This window comes from Pseudomonas canadensis, from assembly GCF_000503215.1.
GTDB classification, from domain to species: domain Bacteria; phylum Pseudomonadota; class Gammaproteobacteria; order Pseudomonadales; family Pseudomonadaceae; genus Aquipseudomonas; species Aquipseudomonas canadensis.
Genome location: NZ_AYTD01000011.1, coordinates 245,231 through 271,769, shown reverse-complemented (window position 1 = coordinate 271,769; position 26,539 = coordinate 245,231). Strand labels below are relative to the sequence as shown.

The following is a 26,539-nucleotide window of genomic DNA, read 5'->3' as shown; positions in this document are numbered from 1 at the left end:
ACTCCCTGCTTTTATTGTTCTTTATCAAGATGTTCGCGGACGAACCATCTCGCGATCGTACCAGTGCAAATTTGCCCAGTACAACCATGAATCATGCAGGTTGTTTTTGCATTTATGCAGGGAGTGGACGATGGCTTCAAGGCACCCGGCTGGCCAGTACTTCAGCGATGCTGCGGCGGCGCGCGTGGGTTTCTGCGGCGTGGATCAATTGTTCCAGCTCCGTAGGCTCCACGTCGTAGAATTGCTCCATTTCAGCCAGCGCGAGCTTCAAGTCGGCGGCAGTGATCGCAGGGTCTCGTGCGGCCTGCGGACGATTGAGAATAGCCGGCGGGAATTCGGCAGCGCCTTTGGGATAACGCGTGCGCGTCGCGTTGTTGTAAGCCAGTGCGCAGGCCAGCAAGGCGCTGGCGCCGAGCAACACGGCGCCCAATTCATACCAACCCAGAGCGGCGGAGGCAGGGTCGGCCAAAACCAGCGTCATGGCCAATCCACCGGCCGGGGGGTGCAGGCAACGCAGCCAGCACATCAGCACCACCGTCATGCCCGCTGCCAGGCAGGCGCCGCCCAGGGAGGGACCCAAGACACGGGCTACCAGCAGCGCAACCACACCCGCACACAGATAGCTGCCGATGATCGACCAAGGTTGCGCCAATGCACCGGACGACACGGCGAACAACAGCACCGCCGAAGCGCCGAGGGGGCCGAGCAGGTGCAACGCCACCTCCATGCCAAATACTTGGGAACACACCCAGACACTGAGCAGGGTGCCCAAGGCCATGCCGATGGCGGCGCGGCTCCATTCAGTGGGGCGAGTATTGATAGCAGCGGGGAACCAGCGAGCGAGCATTGAAAGGGGATCCATAAACAGCGGGCAAAAAAAAGGCTTGTCTGGTTGCCCGGAAAAGCCCTTTGAAAGTTCCAACATTTGGGGGAAGGAACTCATGCAGTGTGCCGACCTAGGAAGCATGGCGCCAATGCATATTGATGCAGGTTGAGTGCAAAAATAATGAATTGAATGCCGGCACTGCCGGTGCAGGGTCAAGGTTGCGGCGCTTTGGCCAAGTGCAGCAGTACGTAAGGGTTGCGGTCAAACTCACCGACCAGGGTCGGGGTAAGGGTGCGAAAGCGCGGGTCCTGCAAGCCTTCGTAATCCGCTTGACTCATCACCAACCAGGCTGGCCCCTGGATTGGCTTCAGCTCGGCTTCCAGCTGGGTAAACAACGGCACTTGGTCGCAGTCGAGGTTGACCATGTATTTGATCGCCTTGGCGTCTTTGCCCAGGCCGTGCAACACCACCGGCGCCTTTTGCTGCATGACGTGCTCATGCACTTGCAAGGTAAAGGTACGGGTGTCATAGACACTGCGTTCAAGCGGTTCGACCACCAGGATATAAGTGGCCCATACCGCCAGTACGCCTGCAAAAGCCGGTCCGACCGTGCGCAATTGAGTTTTGAACAGCGCCAGCAACGCCACTAGCTGCAGCCCACCAAGCACACCGAACACCCAGCCCAAATGGCTCAATTGTTCCGGGTAGCGCGGCCGCGCGAAGAGCAACCCGGCTATCAACAGCGTCGGCAACAACGTCCAGATACCGAGCATCAACCCACGTAACCCGGCAAACAGCCGCCCATGTGCCACCTGGAACGGATACGCGGCAATTATCGCCGCCATGGGCAGCATTGGCAGTACATACCGCGCTTTTTTCGCCTGGGGAATCGACAAGCCCAGCATCACCAGCAGACCCGCGGCGGCGCAGTACCACACCAACTGCAATGCCGGTCCCGGCACCCGGCGCCCACTGATCACCATAGCCAACAGCACCAGCACAGCCATCGGATACGCCAGGGCATAGTTGCCCATGGAGCTGGTGAAGTAATACAGCACGCCGCTGGAGCCTTCGCTGCCATCCATGCGCCCGAGGAACTGCATGCGGATTACGTCCTGCATGAAACGCTCGCCGCCGCTCAGTTTAGCCATCAGCAATAACAAGCCGACGCACGCCACCAGCAATGCCAACGCGATCAAACCAAAGCTGAACAGTTGCCGCCATTGGCGGTTGATCAGGTAATAGCTGCACAGCACGCCAGTGGGAATGACCAGCCCGATCGGCCCACGTACCGCAAAGCCGAGAATCAGCAGCAGGTACAACCAATGCAGGCGTTTACCTGCACCGAAGTGGTCGTGTGCATACCCCAGGTAGAACACCGCCAGGGCGATCGCCGCCAACATCTGGTCGAGGGACACCGCACGGGTTTCGCTGATAAAACTGCTGCTTAGCAACAGCATTGCGATGCTCAATAGACCCCAGCGCTGGGAGTAGGGTGCCGTCAGGCGATACACCAGGGTGACAATCGACGCCGAGGCAACGGCCGTAGGCAGCCAGGCAGTAAAGCGGGTGACCTCGCCAAACGGCAACGACACCAGCCACGTCATCAACGTCGACGTGGCCAGGTAATCCGCATAAGGCTGGCCGTAGGTGGTTGGGAAGAAACCAGGCCCATGGCGCAACATTTCCTGGGCAAACAGCACGAAGCGGGAGTCGAAGCCGATGATTGCCTGGTGCCAACTGCCGGCTATGAATAGCAACAACGCCAGCAATCCCAAACCGAGGGATTGGCGGCGGACCGTTGGATTTAACAGGGACGGTTGAGCTTTGTTCACGTATCAGGCTTCCACAACCTGCGGCAACCATTGTTGCTGCGGAATCGGCAACTGGCAGGAGTCGCCGCGGCCGATCGGGTAGTACTGGAAGCCTTTGCGCGCCAGGCGCTCGCCGTCGTAGAGGTTGCGGCCGTCGAAGATCACCGGGGTTTTCAGGCGTTGGTGGATCAGGTCGAAGTCCGGCGCCTTGAACTGCTGCCATTCGGTGCAGACGATCAGCGCATCGGCGCCGCCGAGGGTGGATTCCGGGGTGCCCATCAGCATCAACCGTGGATCATCGCCGTAGATGCGCTGGGTTTCCTGCATGGCTTCGGGGTCGAACGCGCGCACGTTGGCGCCGGCGGCCCACAAGGCTTCCATCAGCACCCGGCTGGGCGCATCACGCATGTCATCGGTGTTCGGCTTGAACGCCAGGCCCCACAGGGCAAAGGTTTTGCCGCGCAGGTTGCCCTTGAAGAACGCATTGATGCGTTCGAACAGCTTGCTCTTCTGGCGCTGATTGATGGCTTCCACCGCTTCCAACAGGTCGCTGGAGCAGTTGGCCTGCTTGGCGCTGTGGATCAGGGCACGCATGTCCTTGGGGAAGCACGAACCGCCATAACCGCAGCCGGGGTAGATGAAGTGGTAACCGATGCGTGAGTCGGCGCCGATACCAAGGCGTACGGCTTCGATGTCCGCGCCCAGGTGCTCGGCCAACTCGGCGATCTGGTTGATGAAGCTGATCTTGGTCGCCAACATGCAGTTGGCGGCGTATTTGGTCAGCTCGGCGCTGCGCAGGTCCATGAAGATGATGCGGTCATGGTTGCGGTTGAACGGGGCGTACAGGTCGCGCATGACCTCGCGTACTTCTTCACGCTCGCAGCCGATGATGATGCGATCGGGGCGGCGGCAGTCGGCCACGGCTGAACCTTCCTTGAGGAATTCCGGGTTGGAGACGATATCGAACTCCAGGTGCCGGCCAGCCAGGTGAAGGGCTTTTTCGATATGCGCGCGCAGGGTATCGCCAGTGCCGACGGGCACAGTGGATTTTTCCACCAGGATCACCGGTTCCTTGCGATGACGAGCGACCGCATCGCCCACCGAAAGCACGTACTTCAGGTCAGCCGAGCCGTCTTCATCCGAAGGCGTGCCCACGGCGATAAACAGCACTTCGCCGTGTTCGACCGCGAGTTTCTCGTCATGGGTAAAGTGCAGTCGCCCGCTTTCCAGGTTTTCCTTGACCATCGCTGCCAGCCCCGGCTCGAAGATCGTCACATGGCCTTTCTGCAAAGATTCGACCTTGTTTTTGTCAACGTCCATGCAGATGACATCGTGACCGACTTCGGCCAATACGGTGGCCTGCACCAGACCGACGTAACCACTACCAAATACACTGATTTTCATGGGGCATTCCTGGGACTTGTAGCGCTAGCACGACGAGAGTTGATAACCAGCACACCGAGGATGACAAGCGCCACCCCCAGGGTTTTTGAAACGGAAAAATGTTCGTTGAACACCGGCAGGCTGGCCGCCAGCAGGTACACCAAGGCGTAGCTGATGCTCAACAGCGAGTAGGCGCGGCCCAGCGGCAGGTGCTTGAGCGCGCCCAACCAGCAGAGCATCGACAGCGCGTAGGCCAGGATCGCCAGGCTTACCACGCCGAGAGCGCCAAGATTGATCTGTGCACTGAGCCAATCGCTGGGCAGCGGCAAGCGCGTCATGCTCCAGCGCATGCCCAGTTGGGCGGCACTGACCAGGCCGACACTGCCCAGGGCCAAGACAAACCCTTGAACCCGGCTCATACGTGGCGCCCCAACAACACGACACCACCGATTACCAGCGCCACGCCCAGCCAATGACGGCTGTCGATGGGCTCATGAAAGACAAACCGTGCCACCAGCGTGACCAGCACGAAGTTCAGGCTGAGCATGGGGTAGGCAATGCCCACTTCCAGGCGCTGCAACACCAGCAGCCACACCAGCAGGCCGAGGCCCAGGCACATCAGCGCCGACCACAACCACGGCGAACGCAGTTTCAGCGCCCAGCCTTCGGGCAGGTCGCGCCAACTTTCCACGGCGAATTTCTGCGACACCTGGCCCATGCAGGTCAGCAAGCAGGCAGCCAATAACAGCAGCAGGGTGATCAAGGCGTCACCTGCGGGAAGATCAGGATCACGATGTTGCCTTGCTCATAGCGCTGGCCGTCGCTGGGCAACAAAGCGATTTCGGCTCGCTCATCGTCACCTTTGACGCGCATCACCACACCGACCGTGCCTTTTTTACGCGCATCGCTCATCCACTGCTGAACCTGAGGCATATCCACCTTGTGATGCCCGGCATCCGGGTAGGCAAGGCCGTATTTGACTTCACCGACGGTGTTGTAGAGCGTCACGTCCGGCCGTGCCAGGCGCCACGACAAGGCCGAAGCGGCGCCGAGGTCATTGCTCAACAGTGCAGTGGCCGGTTGCAGTTCCTGCAGGTGATCGATGATGAACTGGTCGGGGGTCTTGTTGTAAACCACAGAGTGCGGCAGCGCGGCTGGCAACAGGGCGACCATCAGCCAACTGCCAAGCACTGGCATCGCCCACAAGCGAAGCGGCTGCGCGGCCTGCAGCAGGTTGACCAGGATCCAGCCGAACAGGAATGTGAACACCAGTACCAGGCTGAGTGTTTCCTGACCGTGTTCATACACCGGTTTTTTCAGTTGGAACCAGCTCAGCGCCAGCAGCATCACCACACCGATGATCAGGTTCAGCCAGCCGTTGATACGCAATGCGCGGTAACGACCCTGGGCCAGCTTGTCGGCCAGGGTGCTGCCCATCAGCAACGCCAACGGCAGCAGGCACGGCATGATATAGGAGGGCAACTTGCCCTTGGCCAGGCTGAAGAACGCCAGGGGCATCAGCAACCACAGCAATACAAAGCCGGTTTGTGCGCTGCGTTTGTCCTGCCAGGCCTGTTTGAGCGTGGACGGCAACAACGCCACCCACGGCAGGCAGAACGCAACCAGCAGCGGCAGGTAATACCAGAACGGCTCGGCGTGCTGGGCATCGTCGCCGGCAAAGCGCTGGATATGTTCGTGCCAGAAGAAGAAGTGCCAGTAGTCGGGCTCTTGCAGGTGCACGGCCAGCGCCCACGGCAGGCTGACGACAATCGCCGCCACCACCGCCACCAGGCCGTAAGCCAACAGCTCACGAAAACGCTTTTGCCAGATCGCATAGGGCAGGGCGATCAACACGGGGAGTAACCAGGCGAGGAAACCCTTGGTCATGAAGCCCATGCCACAGGCAAACCCCAGCAGCGCCCAAGCACCGAGCCGCCCATTGCGGGTGGTGCTGTCGAAGCAAAACCACAAGGCCACACCGGTCAGATTCACCCAGAACGTGAACTGCGGATCGAGGTTGGCATAACCGCCCAGGGCCGCCACGCTGACAAAACTCATGTACAGCACGGTGCTGATCAGGCTCTTCTGCGGGTCGTTCCACAACCGACGCGACACCCGGTACACCAACAGGATGCTCAATCCAGTGCTCAACGCCGACGCAAAGCGCACGCCGAACAGGTTCTGCCCGAAAACCGCCTGGCCCAGCGCGATCATCCAATAGCCCGCCGCCGGTTTCTCGAAATAGCGGATGCCCATGAAGTGCGGCGACGCCCATTTGCCGGTCAGCAGCATTTCCTGGCTGATCTGCGCATAACGGGTTTCATCCGGAATCCACAGGCCATGGGTAGCCAGCGGCAGCAGGAAAAACACGCCAAATGCCAACAGGAGCAGGGGCAGGGCCCAACGGCGGATCATGCCTGTTGCACTCCGAGCCAACCCTCACGGCCGGGCAAGACGCCGCGCACCAGTTGTTGCTGGGGCAGGGTAGTCAGGTCCGCCGGCAACAAGTCACCCAGCGGTTTGAAGTCGATGCCGCGCTGCCCTGCCTGGGCGAGCAACTGGCGGAAATCATTGGCCATCAGAATCCCTTCTACTTCTGCGTGGATCGTATAGACGTTGAGCTTCGACGCGGCAAAGCGGTCGAGGATGAACGTATTGAAGTCTTTGGCAGCCACCACCGGCCCGACGACTTCGTCGAAGGTAGGCAGGTCCACCGGAATTTGTGGGGTGCCCGCGCTGCCATCGGCCAAGGTTGGACGAAACAGGCTGGTGCCCCGGCAATCACTGTTGTAGCGGAAATTGAAGCCTTGCTTGGCTTGCACCACGCGCTCGTCGGCACGCCAACCGGCGGCGGCCGAACAGTCGATGCGCTCGCCGAGAATGTCGTTCAAGGTGTCGACGCCACGGCGGATCTGTTCGACCAGCTGTGCTTCGCTCCAACGCCCGGTGTTGGCCTGCCAGCCGTGGTGGTCCCACGCATGCAGGCCCACTTCATGCCCGGCGGCCTTGGCCTGGCGCATCAAATGCCCTAGGTCACGGCCGATCGGCTTGCCCGGCCAGGCGGTGCCGGCCAGCAAGATGTCCAGGCCATACAGCCCGACGGCGTTGGAACGCAGCATCTTCCACAGGAACTGCGGGCGGATGAGGCGCCATAAGTGGCGCCCCATGTTGTCCGGCCCGACACTGAAGAAGAACGTCGCTTTAACCGAGGCTTCATCCAGGGATTCGAGCAACCGTGGCACGCCTTCACGAGTGCCGCGGTAGGTGTCGACGTCGATTCGCAAGCCTGCCTGCATTACTTTTTGTCCGCTATTTCAAGCATGGCTTCACGCAGGAAGAAATCCAGCGTGTTGCCGATGGTTTCGCTCATTTCAACGGTCGGCTCCCAATTCAGCAGGCGCTTGGCGTTTTCGATGCTTGGCTTGCGGTGGGCCACATCCTGGTAACCAGTGCCGTAGAACGCCTTGCTTTCTACATCGCGGAAACCAGCGAACGGCGGGAAGTTGCCACGCAGCGGGTGCGCTTCGAACTGACGCAGCAATTCTTCGCCCAACTGACGGATGCTGGCTTCGTTTTCCGGGTTGCCGATGTTGATGATCTGGCCGTTGCACGCGTCGTTGTCGTTATCAATGATGCGCGCCAGGGCTTCGATACCGTCGGCGATGTCGGTGAAGCAACGCTTCTGCTCGCCACCGTCGAACAGGCGGATCGGCGTGCCTTCCACCAGGTTCAGGATCAACTGGGTGATGGCGCGGGAGCTGCCGATACGCGCGGAGTCCAGGCGGTCGAGGCGCGGGCCCATCCAGTTGAACGGACGGAACAGGGTGAAGTTCAGGCCTTTGGCGCCGTAGGCCCAGATCACGCGGTCCAGCAGTTGCTTGGAAACCGAGTAGATCCAGCGCTGCTTGTTGACCGGGCCGACCACCAGGTTGGAGGTGTCTTCATCGAAGTACTGGTCCTGGCACATGCCATAGACTTCGGAGGTCGACGGGAAGATCACGCGCTTGTTGTACTTGACGCAGTAGCGCACCAGCTTGAGGTTTTCTTCGAAGTCCAGCTCGAACACGCGCAGCGGGTTGCGGGTGTATTCGATCGGCGTGGCAATGGCCACCAGCGGCAAGACCACGTCGCATTTCTTGATGTGGTACTCGATCCACTCGGTGTGGATGCTGATGTCACCTTCCACGTATTGGAAGTTCGGGTGGCTGCGCAGGCGCTCGATGGCATCGGAGCCGATGTCCAAGCCATAGACTTCGTAGCGGTCGTCACGCAGCAGGCGCTCGGACAGGTGGTTACCGATAAAACCGTTCACACCCAGGATCAGCACGCGGGTACGGCGTGGCTTGCGGCCGGACTCGGCGCCGCGCAGCACGGAACCGTCGACCAGGCCCAATTCGTTGGCCAGGGGAGGACCGGCCAGATACAGACCGTTGTCGTTGCGCTGGCCGAACTTGACCACCAGGGAGTCTTCACCGCAAGCAATGCGCAGCGGGTTGACGCTGATCACACGGCCTGGCGCCAGGCCTTCGTTGCCCTTGACCACTTCGGCTTGCCACACGATCAGCTTGTGCTCGCCCACGGCGCAGAAGGCACCCGGGTACGGCTGGGTGACGGCGCGGACCAGGTTGAACAGTTCTTCAGCCGGTTTTTTCCATTCCAGCTTGCCATCGGCAGCGGTGCGGCGACCGAAGTAAGTGGCCTGGCTTTCGTCCTGGGCAGTTTCAGCCAGCTTGCCTTGGGCCAGTTGCGGCAGGGCGTCGCGCAGCAGGTTGCTGGCGGCGTCGCGCAGTTTGGCGTGCAAGGTCAGGCCAGTGTCGTTGCGCTCGATGATAACTTTCTGCTGAGCCAGGATCGCGCCGGCATCGGCACGCTTGACCATGCGGTGCAGGGTCACGCCGGTTTCGGTTTCGCCGTTGACCAGTACCCAGTTGGCCGGGGCACGGCCACGGTATTTCGGCAGCAGCGAGCCATGCAGGTTGAACGCGCCTTTGCGCGCAGTGGCCAACAGGGGCTCGCTCAGCAGGTTGCGGTAGTAGAACGAGAAAATGTAGTCAGGGTTCAGCTTGGCGATGCGCTCGATCCACAGCGGGTGGTTGGCGTCTTCCGGCGCGTGCACGGGGATGCCGTTACGTGCGCACAGTTGGGCAACGGAACCATAGAAATTGTTTTCCTTCGGGTCGTCGGCATGGGTGAACACAGCAGCAATTTCGTAACCGGTGTTGAGCAGCGCTTCAATGCCTGCACAACCAATGTCGTGGTACGCGAATACAACAGCTTTTGAACTCATGATTGGACCTGATCAGCAGAAGAAGTAGAGGTATGGGAAGACACCAGGCCGTCGACGACGACCACGGGAGCCGGTGCTGCCGGTTGGTTGCGCAGCACTTTTTCGATAAAGAAGCGTGGGCGGGCGCGCACGTCGCTGTACATGCGGCCCAGGTATTCACCCAAAAGGCCCATGCCGATGAACTGGCCGCCGGTGAACACGAACAGCACCGCGAACAGCACGAACAAGCCGTCGCCGGCCCAGTCGGCACCAAAGGCCAGGCGCATGACGATCAACGCCAGGGCAAACAGAATGCCCAGCGCCGCCAGGCTAAAGCCGACGATGGAGAGCAGGCGCAGCGGGGTGGTGGTCATGCAGGTCAGCAAGTCGAACATCAGGCTGATCAGGCGCATGGCGCTGTATTTGGATTCGCCGTGTTCACGCTCGGCGTGGTGCACCAGGATCTCGGTGGTGTGGCGGGCAAAGCCGTTGGCCAGGATCGGGATAAAGGTGCTGCGCTCGCGGCAGGCCAGCATCGCATCGACGATGGTGCGGCGGTAGGCGCGCAGCATGCAGCCATAATCGGTCATGGCCACGCCGGTGGAGCGCTGCACGGCCAGGTTGATCAGGCGCGAAGGCCAGCGGCGGAAGGCCGAGTCCTGGCGATTGTTGCGCACGGTGGCCACCACGTCGTAGCCGAGGGCGGCTTGCTCGACCAGGCGCGGAATTTCTTCGGGCGGGTTCTGCAGGTCGGCGTCAAGGGTGATCACCACTTCGCCCCGGCACTGCTCGAAACCGGCCATGATCGCCGCATGCTGGCCGTAATTGCGGTTGAGGATCACCGCCACCACGTTGCTGCCGTCTTCAGCGGCGGCGTCTTCCAGCAGTTGGGCCGAATTGTCGCGACTACCGTCATCCACCAGGATGATTTCGTATTCGTAGGCCAGTTGCTTGCAGGCTGCCGTGGTGCGGCGCAGCAATTCAGGCAGGCTCTCTTGTTCGTTGTAGACCGGGATAACGATCGACACGCAATGAATAGGGTAGGGTTTCAAAGATTCATGACCTCGGGGTTAGAGCAACTTGGCGCGTGGCAACAGCAGCAATCATTGGGCGAAAGTCCAGGCCGCAGGTTAATAAACGGCGCTAAAGATGAAGCGTAATCAAGAGGTTAGACGATATAGCGCGGTTTGCTATGAAGTGCTGTCTTTAAGATTAAGCGTAAAAATGTGGAACAGATATGAAAGGCAGATGAAAAACTCGTTTATTTGACAGGTAGACAGCTAGGGTTCAGCTAAGCAACTAACGGCGCGTCGGCTTTAGTTAGTAAGCGAAATAGGAACTGTCTGTAGGACGATTGGTTCAACTTGAGCGCCTACGCTCCACCCTCGAATTTTAGTGAAGAATCTTCTCTGCAAGGCGCCCCAAGTGCCGGTAAAGTAAGCCGTCTCTTGCCAGGGTGATCGGATGAATAGCGTGCAGCTTTTACGTGGCCAGTTGCGGCCAGTGTTGATGGGTTTGTTGTTGAGCGTGGCGTGTATCACCACCGTGCAAGCCGACGACGGGGTCGCGCTCACGAGCATCGACCAGGTGCCGGACGGGGTGGAGGTGCGTGGCAAGCAGATCGCCGCCTATACCTGGGACGACAAGCAAGGCAAGAACCTGCTGGTGCTCTCCGAGCAGGTCAGCGAGCGTGACGACGACGGCACTCAGTCGGCTTTTGTGTACGCGGCCCAGTATCTGATCGATGGCAACCGCCCCAAACGCGTGTGGATGCTCTACGACGATGTACAGCACTGCGAATTCGACGCCTCGTTGCGCTTCGACCGCGCTGCGACCAAGGTCACCGACCTGACCGGCGATGGCATCACCCAGGCCACCGTGGGCTATTCGCGTACCTGCACCAGTGATGTCAGCCCCAATGAATTCAAGCTGATCATGCATGTCGGCAAGTCGCAGAAGTACCGTTTGCGCGGTGTCGACCGGGTCGGTGCGGCCTGGTGGGACGAGGAGGCCGGCGCCTTGCGCGGCATGCCGTTGCCCAAGGATTGCAGCGTGGCTGGGCAGCAGGCGCTGGTGAGCCAGTACAAGGAACAGGGCACCGAGCTGCCGTTGCCCGGTTGCTACGGCGACGAGAAGGACTTTGCCAAGGCCCCCGAGGCCTACCTGGCGTTCATGCGCCAGCACTGGTTCGCGCTGATGCAGAAGCAAGACAGCGACTGGAGTCAGGCCCAGGTCCAGCCGCAGGACTCTTCCGAAGATGACGACACGGCCCCGTGATTTTGTGCCAGGGCCGGTCCTGGGTTAGACTCGGCCTTCGCCAATTCACTAAATACCTCGATTAAACAAAGGCTTGCTCGGGGTATTTAAGCCAAAGGCTAATGTATCTTGACTGAGTCTATCCGCAACCCGCTGACCCTTTACCTCACTCGTCTGGCGCCCTCCAGCCAATTGACCATGCGCTACGTGCTGCAAGATGCGGCCGACCGCCTGGGCTTCGAGGACATCAACCTTGAAGACATCGACTGGCACCTGCTGCAACCCGAACACGTGATCGCCTTGGTTGCCGCCTTGCGTGAGGATGGCTATGCGCCGAACACCTCATCGCTGTACGTCAATGCGGTGCGTGGCGTAATGAACGAAGCCTGGCGGATGAACTTGATCAGCCAGGAACACCTGTTGCGCATGCGCACCGTCAAGGCTGCGCCGGGCACACGCTTGAGTCAGGGTCGCAACTTGCGGCGCAGTTTGATCCGCGAAATGATGGAAGTCTGCGCCGCCGACCCACGCCCGCAGGGCCTGCGCGATGCGGCGGTGATTGGGATTCTCTATGGTTCCGGCATGCGCAAGTCGGAGTCGGTCAACCTCGACCTGGCCCAGATCAATTTCGAAGAACGCAGCTTGCGCGTGATCGGCAAGGGCAACAAGGAGTTGATCAAGTACGCGCCGGATTGGGCGTTCGCCAAGCTGCAGGCGTGGCTGGCGTTTCGCCGCGAACAGCTCAAGGAAGGCGAGCAGGACGACAGTTTCCTGTTCAACCGCATCCGCCGTGGCAGCCATATCACCCGTGAACGCATCACCAAGCATGCGATCTACTACATCGCCCGCCAGCGTGGCGAACAGGTAGGGGTAAAGATCATGCCCCATGACTTTCGCCGCTCATTCATCACGCGGGTGATTGAGGAGCATGACCTGTCGATTGCGCAGAAACTGGCACACCACACCAATATCCAGACCACCGCCAGCTATGACGTGCGCGACGACAATGAGCGGCGCCGGGCGGTGGACCGGTTCGATCTGTAGTACTGGCCAACACTATCCCTGTGGGAGCCTGGCTTGTCCGGGATACAGCCACCTCGGTATCTCAGTTGTACCGAGGTGATGCAATCGCCGGCAAGCCAGCTCCACCTTTGGATCGCAGAGTTACAGTAAGAGGGCAGCCGCCTTCGCAGGCAAGTCTGCTCCCACAGGGGGCACGGATTAGAGGATCGGCTTGCCGCCAGTCACCGCATATCGCGAACCCGAGATGTAGCTGGCTTCATCCGAGGCCAACAGCACATAGATCGGCGCCACTTCCACCGGTTGGCCCGGACGCCCCAGCGGGGTTTCGCTGCCGAAGCCCTGCACGTCCTCATCCGGCATGGTCGCCACAATCAGCGGCGTCCAGATCGGCCCCGGTGCCACACTGTTGACCCGAATCCCTTTGCTACCGAGCAACTGCGCCAAGCCACCGGTGAAGTTGGCGATCGCGCCCTTGGTGGCGGCATAGGCCAGCAGCGTCGGCTTGGGCATGTCGGAGTTGACCGAGCTGGTGTTGATGATCGAACTGCCGGCCTTCATATGTGGCAAGGCCGCCTTGCAGATACGAAACATCGCCGTGATGTTGATATCGAACGTCTTCACCCATTCCTCGTCCTCGATGTCCTCAAGGGTCTCGTGGGTCATCTGGAACGCGGCGTTGTTCACCAGCACGTCGATGCGGCCGAACTGCTCGACGGTTTTGTCCACCAACGACTGGCACACGCTTTTCTGCGCGATGTCACCGGGCAGCAACAGGCACTGGCGACCAGCCTCTTCGACCCAGCGTGCGGTTTCCTGGGCATCTTCATGCTCGTCCAGATAAGCGATGGCCACGTCGGCGCCTTCACGGGCAAAGGCGATCGCCACGGCGCGGCCGATGCCGCTGTCGGCCCCGGTGATCAGCGCGATCTTGTTGGCGAGCCGGCCGGAGCCCTTGTAGCTTTTCTCGCCGCAGTCGGGGTACGGGTCCATTTTTTTCTGCGCACCTGGGACGGCTTGGGCTTGAGGGGCGAAGGGCGGGCGAGGATAGTCAGTCATATCAATCTCCATAGCAGTGCAAAGGGGCTATGGGGTTAGTAGTGACATGCCGGGCGATAGTTGTGACGGATGCCGCCGAAGCCCGACGAGTGGTTGGCTTTAAGCTTATGCATAAACGGTATTTCCACCGCCGCCATTAGACTTCTTAAGATCACGTCATAACTCGTTATGACAAGTGAACTTGATGAACGATTCCAGCCTCTCTCCACTGTCCAGTATTCCCCTGCATGCCCAACTGCGCGACCTGTTGCGCAGTCGCATTCTCGACGGCGAATACGCGCCCAACACCCAAATGCCCTCAGAAAGCGAGTTGGGCACGCGCTTCAACGTCAGCCGCATCACCGTGCGCCAGGCATTGGGCGATCTGCAAAAAGAGGGCTTGATCTACAAGATTCATGGCAAAGGCACGTTTGTGTCCAAGCCCAAGGCCTACCAGAACGTCAGCACTTTGCAGGGCCTGGCCGAATCCATGACCGAACGCGGCTACGAAGTGATCAACCGCTTGCGCAGCTTCCGCTTCGTGCCAGCCGACAAGCAGGTGGCCGAGCGCCTGGGCGTGGAGGAGGGCACCGTGGTTGCGCAGATCAAGCGGGTGCGCCTGATCAACCGAGAGCCGGTGTCGCTGGAAATCACCTACCTGCCGCAACCCCTCGGCGAGCGCCTGGAAAAGGCTGACCTGGTCACCCGCGACATCTTCCTGATCCTGGAAAACGACTGCGGCCTGCACTTGGGGCATGCGGATGTGGCCATCGACGCCGTGCTGGCCGACAGCGACCTGACCCAGGCGCTGAATGTAGAGCCAGGCTCGCCGATCATGCATATCGAGCGCCTGACCCACACCGCCGACGGCCAGCCGGTTGACTTTGAACACCTGTATTACCGTGGCGACGCCTTCCAGTATCGCCTGCGCATCGACCGTGAACGAGGAAGCCGCCCGTGAGCCGCACAACCCTGGAGCTGGAATACGACATCGTGGTGATCGGCGGCGGTACGGCCGGGCCGATGGCGGCGATCAAGGCCAAAGAAGCCAACCCGGCGCTGCGTGTGTTGCTGGTGGACAAGGCCAACGTCAAGCGCAGCGGTGCGATCAGCATGGGCATGGACGGACTGAACAACGCGATCATCCCCGGCCACTCGACGCCGGAGCAGTACACCAAGGAAATCACCATCGCCAATGACGGCATCGTCAATCAGGCGGCGGTGTACGCCTACGCTACCCACAGTTTCGAGACCATCGAGCAACTGGACCGCTGGGGCGTCAAGTTCGAAAAGGACGAGACCGGCGACTACGCGGTGAAAAAGGTCCATCACATGGGCGCCTATGTGCTGCCAATGCCCGAGGGGCATGACATCAAGAAGGTGCTGTATCGCCAGCTCAAGCGTGCGCGGGTGACCATCACTAACCGCTTGGTGTGCACACGTTTGCTGACCGACAGCGAAGGGGCAGTCAACGGCGTGATGGGCTTCGACTGCCGCACGGCCGACTTCCAGGTGATCAAGGCCAAGGCCGTGATTCTGTGCTGCGGCGCGGCGGGCCGGCTGGGCCTGCCGTCGTCGGGTTACCTGATGGGCACCTATGAAAACCCCACCAATGCCGGCGACGGCTACGCGATGGCCTATCACGCGGGCGCCGAACTGGCGAATCTGGAGTGCTTCCAGATCAACCCGTTGATCAAGGATTACAACGGCCCGGCCTGCGCCTATGTTACCGGTCCGCTCGGTGGCTACACCGCGAACAATAAGGGCGAGCGCTTTATCGAGTGCGACTACTGGAGCGGCCAGATGATGTGGGAGTTCCATCAGGAGCTTGAAAGCGGCAATGGCCCGGTGTTCCTCAAGCTCGACCACCTGGCCGAGGAAACCATCCAGAACATCGAGACCATCCTGCACAGCAATGAACGGCCGAGCCGTGGCCAGTTTCATGCCAATCGCGGCACCGATTACCGCAGCGACATGGTGGAAATGCACATCTCCGAAATCGGTTTTTGCAGCGGGCATTCGGCCTCCGGCGTGTGGGTGAATGAGCGCGCGGAGACGTCGGTGAAGGGCCTGTATTCGGCCGGGGACATGGCGGCGGTGCCGCATAACTATATGTTGGGCGCCTTTACCTACGGCTGGTTCGCTGGCACCAACGCCGCCCAGTATGTGGTGGAAAAAGACTTCAGCGCGGTGAATGCCGAGCAGGTCGCCGCCGAACAGGCCCGTGTCTACGCGCCGCTGGACCGTGAAACCGGCCTGCCCCCGGCCCAGGTCGAATACAAGCTGCGCCGCTTCGTCAACGATTACCTGCAACCGCCCAAGGTCACCCGCAAGATGGAAATCGGCCTGCAGCGCTTCAGCGATATCGAGCGCGACCTCGACCAGATGAAAGCCCATAACCCCCACGAACTGATGCGCGCCATGGAAACCAGCGTGATCCGTGACTGTGCCGAAATGGCCGCCCGCGCCTCGTTGTACCGCGCCGAAAGTCGCTGGGGCCTGTACCACCACCGCGTCGATTACCCGCTGCGCAATGACGCCGACTGGTTCTGCCATTGCCACCTGAAAAAGGGCGATGACGGGCAAATGGTCAGCTTCAAGAAACCCGTGGAACCCTACGTAATTCCACTGGACGCCGAAGAAATGCAAGCCTACGACCGCCTGCGCGTGGGGGCTGATGCGGCCTGAAGCTCAATCTCTGGTGAACAAGCCCGCTCACCAAAACAATCAGCACAACCACAAAGTGCTAAGGACACCGTGAAATGGCCTACCAACCCCAGGAAATATTCTTTCGTTCCAACGCGCCGGTGACGATAGACGAAGACAAGTGCATCGCCGAAAAAGGCTGCACGGTGTGTGTCGACGTGTGCCCGATGGACCTGTTGGCGATCAATCCCGCGACGCAGAAAGCGTACATGGCGTTCGACGAATGCTGGTACTGCATGCCCTGCGAAAAGGATTGCCCCACAGGCGCAGTCAAGGTCGAGATCCCGTACCTGCTGCGCTGAGCGTATCAATCCAAAGCCATCCGCCATCACCGGACGCCACTGCCATACCCCTCGTTTCCCACCGTGCCTGATCACGGCGGAGACGATCCTATAACCATGATTCGAGGGGATACACCCAATGTTCTTGCGCGCAACCTTCACCAGCCTGGTGCTGGCTTCCATCAGCCTGTCGGTACAGGCTGAAACCATCCGGGTGGCCATCGGCACCCAGGACACCACTATCAACTGCGCCGCCGGCGGCTTGCTGATCCGGGAGCTGGGTCTGTTGGACAAGTACTTGCCCCACGATGGCAAGTACAAGGACGCCACCTACGATATCCAGTGGAAGAATTTCACCAGTGGCGCACCGTTGACCAATGAAATGGTGGCCGGCAAGCTGGACTTCGGCGCCATGGCGGACTTCCCCGGCGCATTCAACGGCGTGGCGTTCGAGGGCGCGGGCAAGCACAGCCTGTTTATCAGTGTGCTGTCGGGCAATATCAAGGGCAGTGGCAATGGCATCGTGGTGCCTATCGAGTCCAGCGCGCAGTCCTTGGCGGACTTGAAAGGCAAGACCATTTCCGTACCGTTCGCCTCCACCGCCCACGGCATGTTGCTGCGTGCGGTCGCTGCGCAAGGCTGGGACCCGCTCAAGGACGTGAACATCATCGCCCAGGCGCCTGAAGTGGCCGGATCGGCGTTGCAGGCCAATAAGATCGACGCGCATGCCGACTTCGTGCCGTTTGCCGAGCTGTTTCCCAACCGTGGGTTCGCCCGTAAGATCTACGACGGTTCGCAGTCCAACACGCCCACCTTCCACGGCGCCCTGGTGGATGAAAGCTACGCCCGCCAGTACCCTGAAGTGGTAGTTGCTTACCTGCGAGCCAGTATCGAAGCCAATCAGCTGCTGACGGCAGAGCCTGAGAAATACAGCGAGCTGATCGAGAAAGTTACCGGCGTCGAGGCTGAGGTCAACTACCTGTTCCATGGCCCGCTGGGCGTGCAAACCCGTGACCTGAGCTGGAAGCCGGAATACCGCCAGGCCGTCGGCACCGCCATCGACACCCTCAAGCTGCTGAAAAAAGCCGACCGAGGCCTGGACCTCAATACCTTTATCGACGACCAGTACCTGCGCGCCGCCTTCAAAGCGTCCGGCCTGGACTATCAGGCACAGCTGGGCAACTACGCCCAGAGCCCGCTCAAAGCCAACGACGCGTTGACCGGCAAGCCGATCACCGACTGGAAACACGTGGCGCAGATCTGGGTGAAAGGCGAGCCCAAGGTGCGTGACTACGCGTCGGCTGAATCAGCCTTCAGTGCGTTGGCCCGTTTGAAGAAGGACGGCAAGGACGTGCGTGCGGTCTACGCCCAGGCCGAAGACAGCGGCATCAAGCTGCTCGCCAACCAGGCCTGGTTCGCCAGTGATCGCCAGGGCAAATTGAGTGCATTCCTGCTCAAGGGCCAGGCCCAGCAATTCGCGGATGCCCAGGGCGGCCAGGTGTTCGATTTCACCAGCGCCGGCGCCCAGGCCGTGGCCGGTCGCTGATATGTCGACCTATCGCTGGCTGCCGCGCGCGGCCTCATTGCTGGTGTGCCTACTGTTCTGGCAACTCGCTGCCAGCCATCACTGGAACCTGTGGCTGGTGACCTTTGCCAACGTGCCCACGCCGGGCGCCGTGGTCGAGGCGGCGCTGGGCCTGGTGGACTCGGGCAAGCTGGCCCAGCACCTGAGTGCCAGCCTGACCCGGGTGTTTGAAGGCTACCTGGCGGCGGTGCTGGTGGGCGTTGGCCTGGGCATCGCCATCGGCCGCTCGAAATGGGCTGAAGATGTGCTGCTACCGCCCCTGGAAGTGATCCGCCCGATTCCGGCGGTGGCCTGGATACCTTTGGCAATCCTGATGTTTCCGTCGTCAGAGCTGTCCATGGTGTTCATCACCTTCACCGGCGCGCTGTTTCCGATCCTGCTCAACACCGTGCATGGCGTCGAAGGTGTCGATCCCCGGCTGATCGCTTCGGCGCGCAGCCTGGGGGCAGGGCGCGGCGCGATCCTGCTGGAGGTGATTGTGCCGGGGGCCGCGCCGAGCATCATCACCGGCCTGGCCATCGGCATGGGCACGTCGTGGTTCTGCCTGGTGACGGCGGAGATGATCTCCGGGCAGTTCGGCATCGGCTATTACACCTGGGAGTCGTACACCATCCAGAACTATGCCGACATTGTGGTCGGCATGTTGTTGATCGGCGCGCTGGGCATGGGCAGCAGTTGGCTGGTCAAGCGCCTGGGCACGGTATTCACCCCTTGGCATCGCCCGCGAGGTAAAGCCTGATGGAAGGACGTATAGCAATCAGCGGATTGTCCATTGTGCTCGGCGAGCGTGATCAGGCATTCGAGGCGGTCAAGGCGTTGGACTGCGACATCGAGCCGGGGCAATTTGTGTGCATCCTGGGGCCGTCGGGCTGTGGCAAGTCGACCTTGCTCGGCGCGTTGGCCGGACATCTGGTGCCTAATCAGGGCAGTTTGCAGATGGATGGGCAGGCGGTGGTCGGTCCGTCCCAGCAGCGCGGCATGGTGTTTCAGCAGCACACGTTATTCCCGTGGCGCACCGTGCGTGAGAACGTCGCGTTCGGCTTGAAAATGCGCGGCGTGAGCAAGGCTGAACGGCTGGCGGCGGCGGATGAGATCTTGGCGTTGGTCGGGCTGGAAGGCTTCGCCGAGCGTTGGCCGAACCAGCTTTCCGGCGGCATGCAGCAGCGTGTGGAAATCGCCCGTGTGCTGGTCAATCGACCACGCCTGTTGCTGATGGATGAGCCGTTTGGCGCACTGGATGCGCTGACCCGCATGAAGATGCAGGCCTTGTTGCTGGATATCTGGACGCGCATCCGCACCACTGTGGTGTTTGTCACCCACGATATCGATGAGGCGCTGTTCCTGGCCGATCGCATCCTGGTGATGAGCCCACGGCCGGGTCGCATCATCGAGGATTTTCAGCTGGACTTTCCGCGCCCGCGCCACACCGAACTGATGACCACCCCCGAATTCACTCTCCTCAAGCGTCATTGCCTGGCACTGCTGCATCATGAAGATGGCCGCCAGTTGCCACGGCTGAACCCGCTCGGGTTGCCTACCGATCATTCAACACCGCGATTTGCCATATGACCTATAACCTGGAAATAGAAGCCCTGCGCCCACGTCTGCAAGCCTCGGACGCCGGCATGCGCCGCATTGCCCTGATCGACCTGGCTGATCTTGAAGACCCCGACGGTTTGGAATGGCTGGTGGACAGCCTGCGCAACGACCCCAGCATAGAAGTGCGCGCCCAGGCCGCGACCTTGCTCGAAGCCTGGGAAGACGGCGAAGTGGTACAGGCCTTGTGTGAAGCCCTCACAGATACCGAGTACTCCGTGCGCGACGCCGCGGCGCAAAGCCTGAGCGTATTGAAGACCATCGAGGCGGGCAGGGTGCTATTGCCCTGGACCGGACACACCGATGCCAGCGTGCGCACCGCCATCTTCCGTGCTCTGCGCGAACTGCGCCTGGAAGCCGCTGCGCCGGCGGCCTTGCTGGCGTTGGTGGATGCTGATGCGGGTGTACGCCGTGAAGCGGTGGGTGTGCTGGGTTGGCTCAAACATCTACCTGCGCTTGAGGCGTTGGCCGCCTTGGCCAGCAGCGATCCCGACACCGAAGTCCGCCGCGCGGCTACCGGCGCACTCGGCTTGGCGAGTGATGACCTGGTCTTACCGGCGTTGCACCAAGCGTTGCTGGACCCGGCGTGGCAAGTGCGCGAGGAAGCCGCGACCACCTTGGGCAAAGTCGGTAGCCGCAATGCCGGGGATGCGCTGGTCGGCGCGCTGGCCGATGAGTATTGGCAGGTTCGTCTGCGTGCGACTCGCAGCCTGGGCCGGTTACGGTATTTACCCGCACTGGACGCCTTGGTCCAGACCCTGGGCCATAGCATCAGCAACCTGCGCAAGGAAGCCGCTCTGGCACTGGGTGAACTGGGTGATCGTCAAGCACTGACGGCCTTGCGCGATGCCGCCGACGATGGCGATCCGGAAGTGCGCAAGGCCGTGCGGATTGCCTTGGCGCAACTGCAATGACCGCCGCGCCGCACGCCATTGGCAAAGGCCGCGACGGTCGACTGCGCCTGGAGTGGATGGAAGGCGCGCAGTGGATTAACCACGCACGCCTGCGCCGCGAATGCCCGTGCTCCCAATGCCAGGCGTTGCGGTTGCGGGGCAGCCAGCCGTTGGTGTCGGAAGCGGTGAGGGTGGTGCAGATCCACCCTCAGGGTTATGGCATACAACTGGTGTTCAGTGATGGTCACCAGCGCGGGATTTATCCCTGGGCGTATTTGGCCGGGATGGGCAGCGATCAGGAGGAGGGCGGTGCGCTGGCCAAGTGAGCCGGCAGGCGGCGCAAGGTCCAAAACGTGGTGAGCATTGCGGCGATGGCGCACAACGCAATGCCAACCAGCATCGGCGCTGGCGTGTGATCCGCGAACACACCGATCACCGTCATGGACACGGCCGCCGTGATCATCTGGATCGCCCCGAGCAAGGCTGACGCAGAGCCGGCTACCGCGCCGTGGTCCTCCAGCGACAAGACGCCCGCCGCCGGTAACAGCAGACCGAGAAAACCGAAGCCGATAAACAGCAACGTCATCATCAAGGCCAGGCTGTCGACCCACAGCGTCGTGACCGCCAGCACCGCCATAACCGCCGCCACGGCCACCACCGACCAACGAATCAGCGGCGCCAGGCCAAAGCGTGCGCTGAGGCGTGCAGTGAGTTGGCTCATGGCGAAGAACGACGCAGCGTTCACGGCAAACCCCAGGCTGAACTGCGTGGGTGTCAGGCCGTAATGCTCGATGTACACGAATGGCGCGCTGCCGATAAACACGAAAAACGTCGCCAAGCCGAACCCGCACACCACCGACAAACCGATAAATACCGGGTCACGCAGCAACGCACCGTAGCTGCTGAAGGCGTTGCCCAGAGTCTTGCCCAAGCGCCGTTCGGCCGGGTGAGTTTCCGGCAGTTGTACGATGGTCATCACCAGGCACGCCACTGCGAGCACCGCCAGCACAGCAAACACTTCGCGCCAACTCCACAGCGAAATCACCAGGCTACCGGCGAGCGGCGCAAGAATCGGAGAGACGCTCATCACCAGCATCAGCAACGCCATGAGTTTCGCGGCTTCATGCCCGGTGTACAGGTCACGCACGATGGCCCGTGGAATCACCATGCCCGCGCACGCACCGAACGCCTGCAGGGCCCGAAAGGCGATCAGTGATTCAATGTTAGGCGCCAATGCGCAACCGACACTGGCCACGGCAAAAATCACCAGGCCGGCATAAATCGGCGGCTTGCGCCCGAACACATCACTGATCGGGCCGTAGAACAACTGGCACACGCCGACGATGACAAAAAACACCGTGAGGCTCATCTGCACCAACGCCGGCGAGGCGTGCAGGCTCGCGCCCAGGGTCGGCAAGGCCGGCAGATAAATGTCGATGGCGAAGGGGCCGACGGCGGTGATCAAGCCCAGCAGCAGGGCCAGGCGGGCGATACTTCGAGACATGGGCAATTCCGGGCGGAGCAAACAAAGGTCGGCCAGCTTAAGGGATCTGCGCAGATCCGCAAACTTAGGCTTCAATAAACAGTATGGATGGCCGATAACATGAGCAGCGGGGCTTCTACGGTTGGGTTCTCAACCGGCTGACCAGGCACGGGGATACCAGCATGACGATCAAACTGCGCTTGATGCTGTTGATAGCGACCGGATTGCTCACTGCCTTGATCATGAGCCTGACCGGCTACCTGGGAAACACCCGGATGGGCACTGCCGTGCAGGACAACGAAGTGAGCATGACGGTGCTGCGCAACCACATGGAAGCCGACATGATGCACGACGCCCTGCGCGCCGATGTGTTATCGGCGATGCTGGTGGGCCTGGGTAAAAGCACCAGCAGCAAGGCCGACGTCGATAGTTCTCTAAAAGAGCACGCCGAACACTTTCGGCAAGTGTTGGCAGACAACCTCAAGCTGCCGCTGGACGATTCGCTCAAGGCAAGCCTGGAAAAAATCAAACCCAGCCTGGATAACTACATCGCCACCGGCGAACGCATCGTCGCCTTGGCATTGGATAACCCTGAGGCCGCGCGGGGGGAACTGGGCACATTCAATGCCGCGTTCAGCCAGTTGGAAGATCAAATGGCGAGCCTGAGCGAGTTGATCGAAACCAATACCCAGCAGACCAGCGTCGGTACGCGACAGGCCATCAGCAACGCCAACTTCACGCTGGGCGCGGTGTTGATCGCCAGTCTTTTACTGCTGCTGGCCCAGGGGCGCTGGGTGATCCTCAGCATCATGGGCCCCCTACAGGCGGCCAGCCGCATTGCCGCCAGCATCGCACGTGGCAACTTGAGTGAACCTATCGTCGAGCCCCGGCGCAAGGATGAAGCCAGCGCCTTGATCCGCAGCCTCGCCACCATGCAAAAGGACCTGCGCGGCATGATCGAAGTGGTGCGCAGCAACGCCCATGGCGTCAATGGCATGAGCGAGCAACTGAGCCGCGGCTGCCATGAAGTTGCTGGCAGCAGCCAGCAACAGAGCGCCGGCGCCAGCACCATGGCCGCTGCTGCGAGTGAGATGACCGCGAGCATCGAGGAAATCACCCGGCACGCCGGACGCGCACTGGACATGGCCAACCAGGCGCAAACCTTGGCCAAGGACGGCGGCCGGGTGATTCATCAGGTGGTCAGTGACATGGACGGCATCGCTCGTTCCGCACAGCAATCCGCCCAAGTGATTCGCACGCTGGACAAGGAGTCCGAGGCCATTTTCAGCATTATCCAAGTGATCAAGGGGATCGCTGACCAGACTAACTTGCTGGCCCTGAATGCCGCGATTGAGGCCGCCCGTGCCGGTGAGCAGGGGCGTGGATTTGCTGTGGTTGCTGATGAAGTGCGCAACCTTGCCGGACGCACCAGCGCATCGACCCAGGAAATTGCCGCCATGGTCGGGCGTATCCAGCAGAACACCCGGGAAGCGGTGACCAGCATGGAGGAGGGCGTTGCTCAGGTGGACAAAGGCATGGCGGTAACTGCCGAAGTGGAGCGGGCAATTCGCGAGATTCTCCAAGCGACGTTGAACACCACGGAAATGGTCAACGATATCTCTCGGACCATCGGCGAGCAGAGCCTGGCCAGCAATGAAATTGCGCACCAAGTGGAGATGATTGCGGAGATGTCGCAGAGCAATAGCCGAGTGATCGAGCAGACAGCGTCGACCACCGATGAACTGTCCAACCTAGCAGGAAAGCTGTCACAGTCGGTTGATCGATTTCAAATGTAACTCATTGATTTAACTCAACTAAATAGTCATTTAGTTGAGTTGGATCTCAGGGCAGGGTGCTCAAGACTGGAAGAGGGTGGCCATACGCCGCTCGGCGATACGCTCAACGGTTTGCATATGTTCCGTGCCCCATTGGCACAGCGCGCCCAACGCAGTTGCCAAGGATCGCCCGAATGGTGTCAGCGAGTACTCGACCTTGGGCGGTATTTCCTGGAAATCCACCCGGAAAATGATCTCATCACGCTCCAATTCCTTGAGCTGCTGGATCAGCACCTTATCGGTCACGCCGCCAATCGCGCGCCTTAATTCCCCATATCGATGAACATTTTGCGCCAAGTTGAACAGCACCAGCGGCTTCCATTTACCGCCAATCACCGCCAGGGCGGCCTCGAGCCCGCAATTGAATGAGTTGTTGGCCATGATCCAGAGGACTCCGCATAGGGTACTTACTTAAAGGTGCATACTATTCAAAAGAATAGCTCAGATCTACAGTTGGGCCTCAACCTTATTCATCGGAGTTCACCATGAGCAGGCTCAACGGAAAAATCGCAGTCATTACCGGCGGCAACAGCGGCATCGGCCTGGCAACTGCCATTCGCTTTGCGGCGGAAGGCGCACACGTCGTCATTGTAGGACGTCGACAAGAGGAACTGGACAAGGCGCTGCAACTGATTGGTCCTCAAGCTATCGCCATACAAGGCGACATTTCAAAACTGGACGACCTTGATCGCGTGTTCACCCAGGTCAAAGCAGCAAAAGGCCGGGTCGACGTGCTATTCGCCAACGCAGGCCTGGGGGATTTCCAACCGATCGGCTCGATCACCGAGGAATCGTTTGACCGTACCTTCGGCATCAACGTCAAAGGCACGCTGTTCACCGTACAAAAAGCCTTGCCACTGATGAGCGCCGGCAGCTCGGTGATCCTCACGGGTTCGACCACAGGCACCATGGGCACACCGGCGTTCAGTGTGTACAGCGCAACAAAAGCGGCGCTGCGTAACTTTGCCAGGAGCTGGGCGCTGGATCTCAAAGGTACAGGCATTCGTGTCAACGTACTCTCACCAGGGCCGATCTCGACACCGGGTCTGGACCTGGCGCTTTCAGGTACTGGACAGAAAGACGCAATCATCGACGACATGACCGCGCAGGTTCCATTGAACCGTATTGGCAAGCCTGAGGAAGTTGCGGCGGCAGCGTTGTTCCTGGCATCGGATGAAAGCAGCTTCATGACCGGCAGTGAGATGTTTGTCGATGGAGGCTTTGCTCAGGTTTGAGTGAGATAGGGGTTTTGCCTGTTGAAATGTGATGGGCACTGCCCCTGATTGCGCATTAGGATATTACGCATAATGTATATTATGTTAAATTATGTATTACGCTATGCGTTTCACCCAGCGACTTTGTAGATCTCAGCAACCACCTGCTTCACTGCGTCTTCGATCGCACCTTCATTCCGGCACATCACCCAGCCATGATCCGCAACGGCCTGCTCGAACATCTCTGTGCATGCAACATGCTCTGCATACTTCTGGATTACCGTACCGCCCAATCCTCGCGACCGTGCAGCTGCCCTTGCCCACGAAATATCCGGCGCGGTGACAACGCCGACATGCACATCCGGCACTCGCACGTCCCGCTCCCGGTTCAACTGGAGAATCTCTGCAAACGAGATGGTGTGTCGAAACGCAGCATCGGACGGATACCAGCGATCAATCAGGATAATGCTGTCCAACGGCTGCTGAGTCAGTACGTTCCGGGATATCCAGCTGCGACTCTCGGCAAAACGCTCGCACACAGCCCATTCCAGATCCCGCGAGGGATTTCTGGCAAGTTCGTTAACCAGGGCCATGGTTTCCCTTCTGTAGGGATCGCTTTTTCTCTCGCAAAGTCGGATGACTTTCTTGTTATGCGCCCTCAGCGTTGCCGTTACGGCCTCCAACAGCGTAGTTTTGCCGGTGCCTTTGGGCCCATCCAGGGAAACAAAAAACGGAATATTCATTTGTCACACAGTGATCAGGATAATGATAACCACGCCTCTTCTTGTCGACGTGATTGAGTGATCGACCCAGCCGGTAGTTATATCTGTGAAAAAGAGTGAGCTTCCCGTAAAAACCTGCATGACCTGTGGACTTCCCTTCACGTGGAGGAAGAAATGGGCACGCTGCTGGGATGAAGTGCGTTACTGCTCGGAGCGTTGCCGGCGCAGCAAAAGCTGACCCTGCTCCAGCAGCTGACTAATCAGCTGCCAGGAGCTTTTTGACTTCGGCGATGATCAAGTCGATGTTGAAGGGTTTGGCCAATACAGCATCAAAAAGATCCGATCTCTCTATTCCGATATGCGCCTGAGCACCGCTTATCAAGATGATCGGCAATTGATTTGCCGAAGGCAGCGCTCGAATGGCGGTGGCGAATTCCTCGCCGTCCATGACCGGCATCATATAGTCGGTAATGATCAAAGCAGGCCGTTCTCTATCGAGAACCTCAAGTCCTTTTCGACCATTGCTCGCCGTTACGACCATGTACCCCTCATCCTCCAGCGCGAAGCTAAGGATGTCAGCGATCAAATACTCGTCGTCGACGACCAGGATGGTGGTCATGT

General features: G+C 60.2%; 27 protein-coding genes and 1 pseudogene. 14 read left to right on the top strand and 14 right to left on the bottom strand.

Annotation, left to right across the window (positions count from 1 at the left end):
- Nucleotides 1-136 precede the first annotated feature (136 nt).
- The 9 genes from U367_RS0106280 to arnC form a co-directional block, all read right to left on the bottom strand.
- Nucleotides 137-847: an HPP family protein gene (locus U367_RS0106280; RefSeq protein WP_028616175.1), complete on the bottom strand. Its 711-nt coding sequence runs from the start codon at nucleotides 845-847 to the stop codon at nucleotides 137-139.
- 191 nt (nucleotides 848-1,038) lie between these two features.
- The gene (locus U367_RS0106275) at nucleotides 1,039-2,661 is read right to left on the bottom strand and encodes an ArnT family glycosyltransferase (RefSeq protein WP_028616174.1); all 1,623 of its coding nucleotides are present in this window, start codon (nucleotides 2,659-2,661) and stop codon (nucleotides 1,039-1,041) included.
- 3 nt (nucleotides 2,662-2,664) lie between these two features.
- Nucleotides 2,665-4,044, bottom strand: a complete 1,380-nt coding sequence (locus U367_RS0106270; RefSeq protein WP_028616173.1) for a UDP-glucose dehydrogenase family protein — start codon at nucleotides 4,042-4,044, stop codon at nucleotides 2,665-2,667.
- Entirely contained in the window at nucleotides 4,041-4,442 is a 402-nt protein-coding gene (arnF, locus tag U367_RS0106265) for a 4-amino-4-deoxy-L-arabinose-phosphoundecaprenol flippase subunit ArnF (protein WP_028616172.1), read from the bottom strand. Before arnF ends, U367_RS0106270 begins: the two co-directional genes overlap by 4 nt.
- A complete protein-coding gene (gene arnE, locus U367_RS0106260) occupies nucleotides 4,439-4,786 on the bottom strand; it encodes a 4-amino-4-deoxy-L-arabinose-phosphoundecaprenol flippase subunit ArnE (protein ID WP_028616171.1) in 348 nt (115 codons plus the stop codon). The genes arnF and arnE overlap by 4 nt, the downstream gene beginning before the upstream one ends.
- Nucleotides 4,783-6,438, bottom strand: coding sequence for a lipid IV(A) 4-amino-4-deoxy-L-arabinosyltransferase (gene arnT, locus U367_RS0106255; RefSeq protein WP_028616170.1), 1,656 nt, complete (start codon nucleotides 6,436-6,438; stop codon nucleotides 4,783-4,785). Before arnT ends, arnE begins: the two co-directional genes overlap by 4 nt.
- The gene (arnD, locus tag U367_RS0106250; protein ID WP_028616169.1) at nucleotides 6,435-7,319 is read right to left on the bottom strand and encodes a 4-deoxy-4-formamido-L-arabinose-phosphoundecaprenol deformylase; all 885 of its coding nucleotides are present in this window, start codon (nucleotides 7,317-7,319) and stop codon (nucleotides 6,435-6,437) included. The genes arnT and arnD overlap by 4 nt, the downstream gene beginning before the upstream one ends.
- Entirely contained in the window at nucleotides 7,319-9,310 is a 1,992-nt protein-coding gene (gene arnA, locus U367_RS0106245) for a bifunctional UDP-4-amino-4-deoxy-L-arabinose formyltransferase/UDP-glucuronic acid oxidase ArnA (RefSeq protein ID WP_028616168.1), read from the bottom strand. The genes arnD and arnA overlap by 1 nt, the downstream gene beginning before the upstream one ends.
- Nucleotides 9,307-10,341, bottom strand: a complete 1,035-nt coding sequence (gene arnC / locus U367_RS0106240) for an undecaprenyl-phosphate 4-deoxy-4-formamido-L-arabinose transferase (protein WP_028616167.1) — start codon at nucleotides 10,339-10,341, stop codon at nucleotides 9,307-9,309. Before arnC ends, arnA begins: the two co-directional genes overlap by 4 nt.
- A 412-nt stretch (nucleotides 10,342-10,753) precedes the next feature.
- On the opposite strand from arnC, the gene U367_RS0106235 reads away from it, so the two are divergent.
- Together U367_RS0106235 and U367_RS0106230 are read left to right on the top strand one after the other, a co-directional pair.
- Nucleotides 10,754-11,566 (top strand): M949_RS01915 family surface polysaccharide biosynthesis protein, encoded by an 813-nt coding sequence (locus U367_RS0106235; protein ID WP_028616166.1) that lies wholly within the window; start codon nucleotides 10,754-10,756, stop codon nucleotides 11,564-11,566.
- Nucleotides 11,567-11,674: 108 nt separating this feature from the next.
- The gene (locus U367_RS0106230; protein WP_016975660.1) at nucleotides 11,675-12,589 is read left to right on the top strand and encodes a site-specific integrase; all 915 of its coding nucleotides are present in this window, start codon (nucleotides 11,675-11,677) and stop codon (nucleotides 12,587-12,589) included.
- Nucleotides 12,590-12,766: 177 nt separating this feature from the next.
- Here U367_RS0106230 and U367_RS0106225 read toward each other — a convergent pair whose 3' ends face one another.
- Complete coding sequence (locus U367_RS0106225) at nucleotides 12,767-13,624, bottom strand: SDR family oxidoreductase (RefSeq protein ID WP_028616165.1); 858 nt, start codon at nucleotides 13,622-13,624, stop codon at nucleotides 12,767-12,769.
- 184 nt (nucleotides 13,625-13,808) lie between these two features.
- On the opposite strand from U367_RS0106225, the gene U367_RS0106220 reads away from it, so the two are divergent.
- From U367_RS0106220 to U367_RS0106185, 8 genes are all read left to right on the top strand, one after another.
- Entirely contained in the window at nucleotides 13,809-14,564 is a 756-nt protein-coding gene (locus U367_RS0106220; RefSeq protein WP_028616164.1) for a GntR family transcriptional regulator, read from the top strand.
- On the top strand, nucleotides 14,561-16,291 hold the full coding sequence (locus tag U367_RS0106215; RefSeq protein ID WP_028616163.1) for a fumarate reductase/succinate dehydrogenase flavoprotein subunit: 1,731 nt from the start codon (nucleotides 14,561-14,563) through the stop codon (nucleotides 16,289-16,291). The genes U367_RS0106220 and U367_RS0106215 overlap by 4 nt, the downstream gene beginning before the upstream one ends.
- 74 nt (nucleotides 16,292-16,365) lie before the next feature.
- Nucleotides 16,366-16,611 (top strand): 4Fe-4S dicluster domain-containing protein, encoded by a 246-nt coding sequence (locus tag U367_RS0106210; RefSeq protein WP_028616162.1) that lies wholly within the window; start codon nucleotides 16,366-16,368, stop codon nucleotides 16,609-16,611.
- Between the two features lie 118 nt (nucleotides 16,612-16,729).
- On the top strand, nucleotides 16,730-18,136 hold the full coding sequence (locus U367_RS0106205) for an ABC transporter substrate-binding protein (RefSeq protein ID WP_028616161.1): 1,407 nt from the start codon (nucleotides 16,730-16,732) through the stop codon (nucleotides 18,134-18,136).
- A 1-nt stretch (nucleotide 18,137) separates the two neighbouring features.
- On the top strand, nucleotides 18,138-18,914 hold the full coding sequence (locus tag U367_RS0106200) for an ABC transporter permease (RefSeq protein ID WP_028616160.1): 777 nt from the start codon (nucleotides 18,138-18,140) through the stop codon (nucleotides 18,912-18,914).
- Entirely contained in the window at nucleotides 18,914-19,744 is an 831-nt protein-coding gene (locus U367_RS0106195) for an ABC transporter ATP-binding protein (RefSeq protein ID WP_032864143.1), read from the top strand. Before U367_RS0106200 ends, U367_RS0106195 begins: the two co-directional genes overlap by 1 nt.
- The gene (locus U367_RS0106190; RefSeq protein ID WP_028616158.1) at nucleotides 19,741-20,685 is read left to right on the top strand and encodes a HEAT repeat domain-containing protein; all 945 of its coding nucleotides are present in this window, start codon (nucleotides 19,741-19,743) and stop codon (nucleotides 20,683-20,685) included. The genes U367_RS0106195 and U367_RS0106190 overlap by 4 nt, the downstream gene beginning before the upstream one ends.
- On the top strand, nucleotides 20,682-20,990 hold the full coding sequence (locus U367_RS0106185; protein ID WP_028616157.1) for a DUF971 domain-containing protein: 309 nt from the start codon (nucleotides 20,682-20,684) through the stop codon (nucleotides 20,988-20,990). Before U367_RS0106190 ends, U367_RS0106185 begins: the two co-directional genes overlap by 4 nt.
- Here the strand turns inward: U367_RS0106185 and U367_RS0106180 are convergent.
- Nucleotides 20,960-22,168 carry a multidrug effflux MFS transporter gene (locus tag U367_RS0106180; protein ID WP_028616156.1) on the bottom strand — a complete coding sequence of 403 codons (1,209 nt, stop codon included), beginning with the start codon at nucleotides 22,166-22,168 and terminating at the stop codon, nucleotides 20,960-20,962. The genes U367_RS0106185 and U367_RS0106180 overlap by 31 nt on opposite strands.
- 161 nt (nucleotides 22,169-22,329) lie before the next feature.
- On the opposite strand from U367_RS0106180, the pseudogene U367_RS1000000132690 reads away from it, so the two are divergent.
- Both U367_RS1000000132690 and U367_RS1000000132685 read left to right on the top strand, forming a co-directional pair.
- Nucleotides 22,330-23,085 (top strand): annotated as a pseudogene (locus tag U367_RS1000000132690) (MCP four helix bundle domain-containing protein); the annotation flags it as partial.
- On the top strand, nucleotides 23,080-23,943 hold the full coding sequence (locus U367_RS1000000132685; RefSeq protein WP_372514807.1) for a methyl-accepting chemotaxis protein: 864 nt from the start codon (nucleotides 23,080-23,082) through the stop codon (nucleotides 23,941-23,943). The pseudogene U367_RS1000000132690 and the gene U367_RS1000000132685, both read left to right, overlap by 6 nt.
- Before the next feature lie 60 nt (nucleotides 23,944-24,003).
- Here U367_RS1000000132685 and U367_RS0106170 read toward each other — a convergent pair whose 3' ends face one another.
- A complete protein-coding gene (locus U367_RS0106170; protein WP_028616154.1) occupies nucleotides 24,004-24,363 on the bottom strand; it encodes a winged helix-turn-helix transcriptional regulator in 360 nt (119 codons plus the stop codon).
- 104 nt (nucleotides 24,364-24,467) lie between these two features.
- Here U367_RS0106170 and U367_RS0106165 point away from each other — a divergent pair, with 104 nt between their 5' ends.
- The gene (locus U367_RS0106165) at nucleotides 24,468-25,217 is read left to right on the top strand and encodes an SDR family NAD(P)-dependent oxidoreductase (RefSeq protein WP_028616153.1); all 750 of its coding nucleotides are present in this window, start codon (nucleotides 24,468-24,470) and stop codon (nucleotides 25,215-25,217) included.
- A 110-nt stretch (nucleotides 25,218-25,327) separates the two neighbouring features.
- On the opposite strand, the gene U367_RS0106160 is transcribed toward U367_RS0106165, so the two are convergent.
- Nucleotides 25,328-25,939, bottom strand: coding sequence for a dTMP kinase (locus U367_RS0106160; RefSeq protein WP_028616152.1), 612 nt, complete (start codon nucleotides 25,937-25,939; stop codon nucleotides 25,328-25,330).
- Between the two features lie 85 nt (nucleotides 25,940-26,024).
- Between U367_RS0106160 and U367_RS1000000130720 the strand changes: the two genes are divergently transcribed.
- Nucleotides 26,025-26,156 carry a DUF2256 domain-containing protein gene (locus U367_RS1000000130720; protein ID WP_073859999.1) on the top strand — a complete coding sequence of 44 codons (132 nt, stop codon included), beginning with the start codon at nucleotides 26,025-26,027 and terminating at the stop codon, nucleotides 26,154-26,156.
- Nucleotides 26,157-26,174: 18 nt separating this feature from the next.
- On the opposite strand, the gene U367_RS0106155 is transcribed toward U367_RS1000000130720, so the two are convergent.
- Nucleotides 26,175-26,537: a response regulator gene (locus U367_RS0106155; RefSeq protein WP_028616151.1), complete on the bottom strand. Its 363-nt coding sequence runs from the start codon at nucleotides 26,535-26,537 to the stop codon at nucleotides 26,175-26,177.
- Between the last annotated feature and the right edge of the window lie 2 nt (nucleotides 26,538-26,539).

Bases quoted from the DNA above. Each gene is read 5' to 3' on its own strand.
- U367_RS0106185 (WP_028616157.1), top strand. From the start codon at position 20,682: ATGACCGCCGCGCCGCACGCCATTGGCAAAGGCCGCGACGGTCGACTG.
- U367_RS0106205 (WP_028616161.1), top strand. From the start codon at position 16,730: ATGTTCTTGCGCGCAACCTTCACCAGCCTGGTGCTGGCTTCCATCAGC.
- U367_RS0106280 (WP_028616175.1), bottom strand. From the start codon at position 847: ATGCTCGCTCGCTGGTTCCCCGCTGCTATCAATACTCGCCCCACTGAA.
- U367_RS0106200 (WP_028616160.1), top strand. From the start codon at position 18,138: ATGTCGACCTATCGCTGGCTGCCGCGCGCGGCCTCATTGCTGGTGTGC.
- U367_RS0106180 (WP_028616156.1), bottom strand. From the start codon at position 22,168: ATGTCTCGAAGTATCGCCCGCCTGGCCCTGCTGCTGGGCTTGATCACC.
- U367_RS0106210 (WP_028616162.1), top strand. From the start codon at position 16,366: ATGGCCTACCAACCCCAGGAAATATTCTTTCGTTCCAACGCGCCGGTG.
- U367_RS0106195 (WP_032864143.1), top strand. From the start codon at position 18,914: ATGGAAGGACGTATAGCAATCAGCGGATTGTCCATTGTGCTCGGCGAG.
- U367_RS1000000132685 (WP_372514807.1), top strand. From the start codon at position 23,080: ATGCAAAAGGACCTGCGCGGCATGATCGAAGTGGTGCGCAGCAACGCC.
- U367_RS0106270 (WP_028616173.1), bottom strand. From the start codon at position 4,044: ATGAAAATCAGTGTATTTGGTAGTGGTTACGTCGGTCTGGTGCAGGCC.
- U367_RS0106225 (WP_028616165.1), bottom strand. From the start codon at position 13,624: ATGACTGACTATCCTCGCCCGCCCTTCGCCCCTCAAGCCCAAGCCGTC.
- arnF (WP_028616172.1), bottom strand. From the start codon at position 4,442: ATGAGCCGGGTTCAAGGGTTTGTCTTGGCCCTGGGCAGTGTCGGCCTG.
- U367_RS0106170 (WP_028616154.1), bottom strand. From the start codon at position 24,363: ATGGCCAACAACTCATTCAATTGCGGGCTCGAGGCCGCCCTGGCGGTG.
- U367_RS0106155 (WP_028616151.1), bottom strand. From the start codon at position 26,537: ATGACCACCATCCTGGTCGTCGACGACGAGTATTTGATCGCTGACATC.
- U367_RS0106190 (WP_028616158.1), top strand. From the start codon at position 19,741: ATGACCTATAACCTGGAAATAGAAGCCCTGCGCCCACGTCTGCAAGCC.
- U367_RS0106160 (WP_028616152.1), bottom strand. From the start codon at position 25,939: ATGAATATTCCGTTTTTTGTTTCCCTGGATGGGCCCAAAGGCACCGGC.
- arnA (WP_028616168.1), bottom strand. From the start codon at position 9,310: ATGAGTTCAAAAGCTGTTGTATTCGCGTACCACGACATTGGTTGTGCA.
- arnD (WP_028616169.1), bottom strand. From the start codon at position 7,319: ATGCAGGCAGGCTTGCGAATCGACGTCGACACCTACCGCGGCACTCGT.
- U367_RS0106165 (WP_028616153.1), top strand. From the start codon at position 24,468: ATGAGCAGGCTCAACGGAAAAATCGCAGTCATTACCGGCGGCAACAGC.
- U367_RS0106235 (WP_028616166.1), top strand. From the start codon at position 10,754: ATGAATAGCGTGCAGCTTTTACGTGGCCAGTTGCGGCCAGTGTTGATG.
- arnT (WP_028616170.1), bottom strand. From the start codon at position 6,438: ATGATCCGCCGTTGGGCCCTGCCCCTGCTCCTGTTGGCATTTGGCGTG.
- U367_RS0106220 (WP_028616164.1), top strand. From the start codon at position 13,809: ATGAACGATTCCAGCCTCTCTCCACTGTCCAGTATTCCCCTGCATGCC.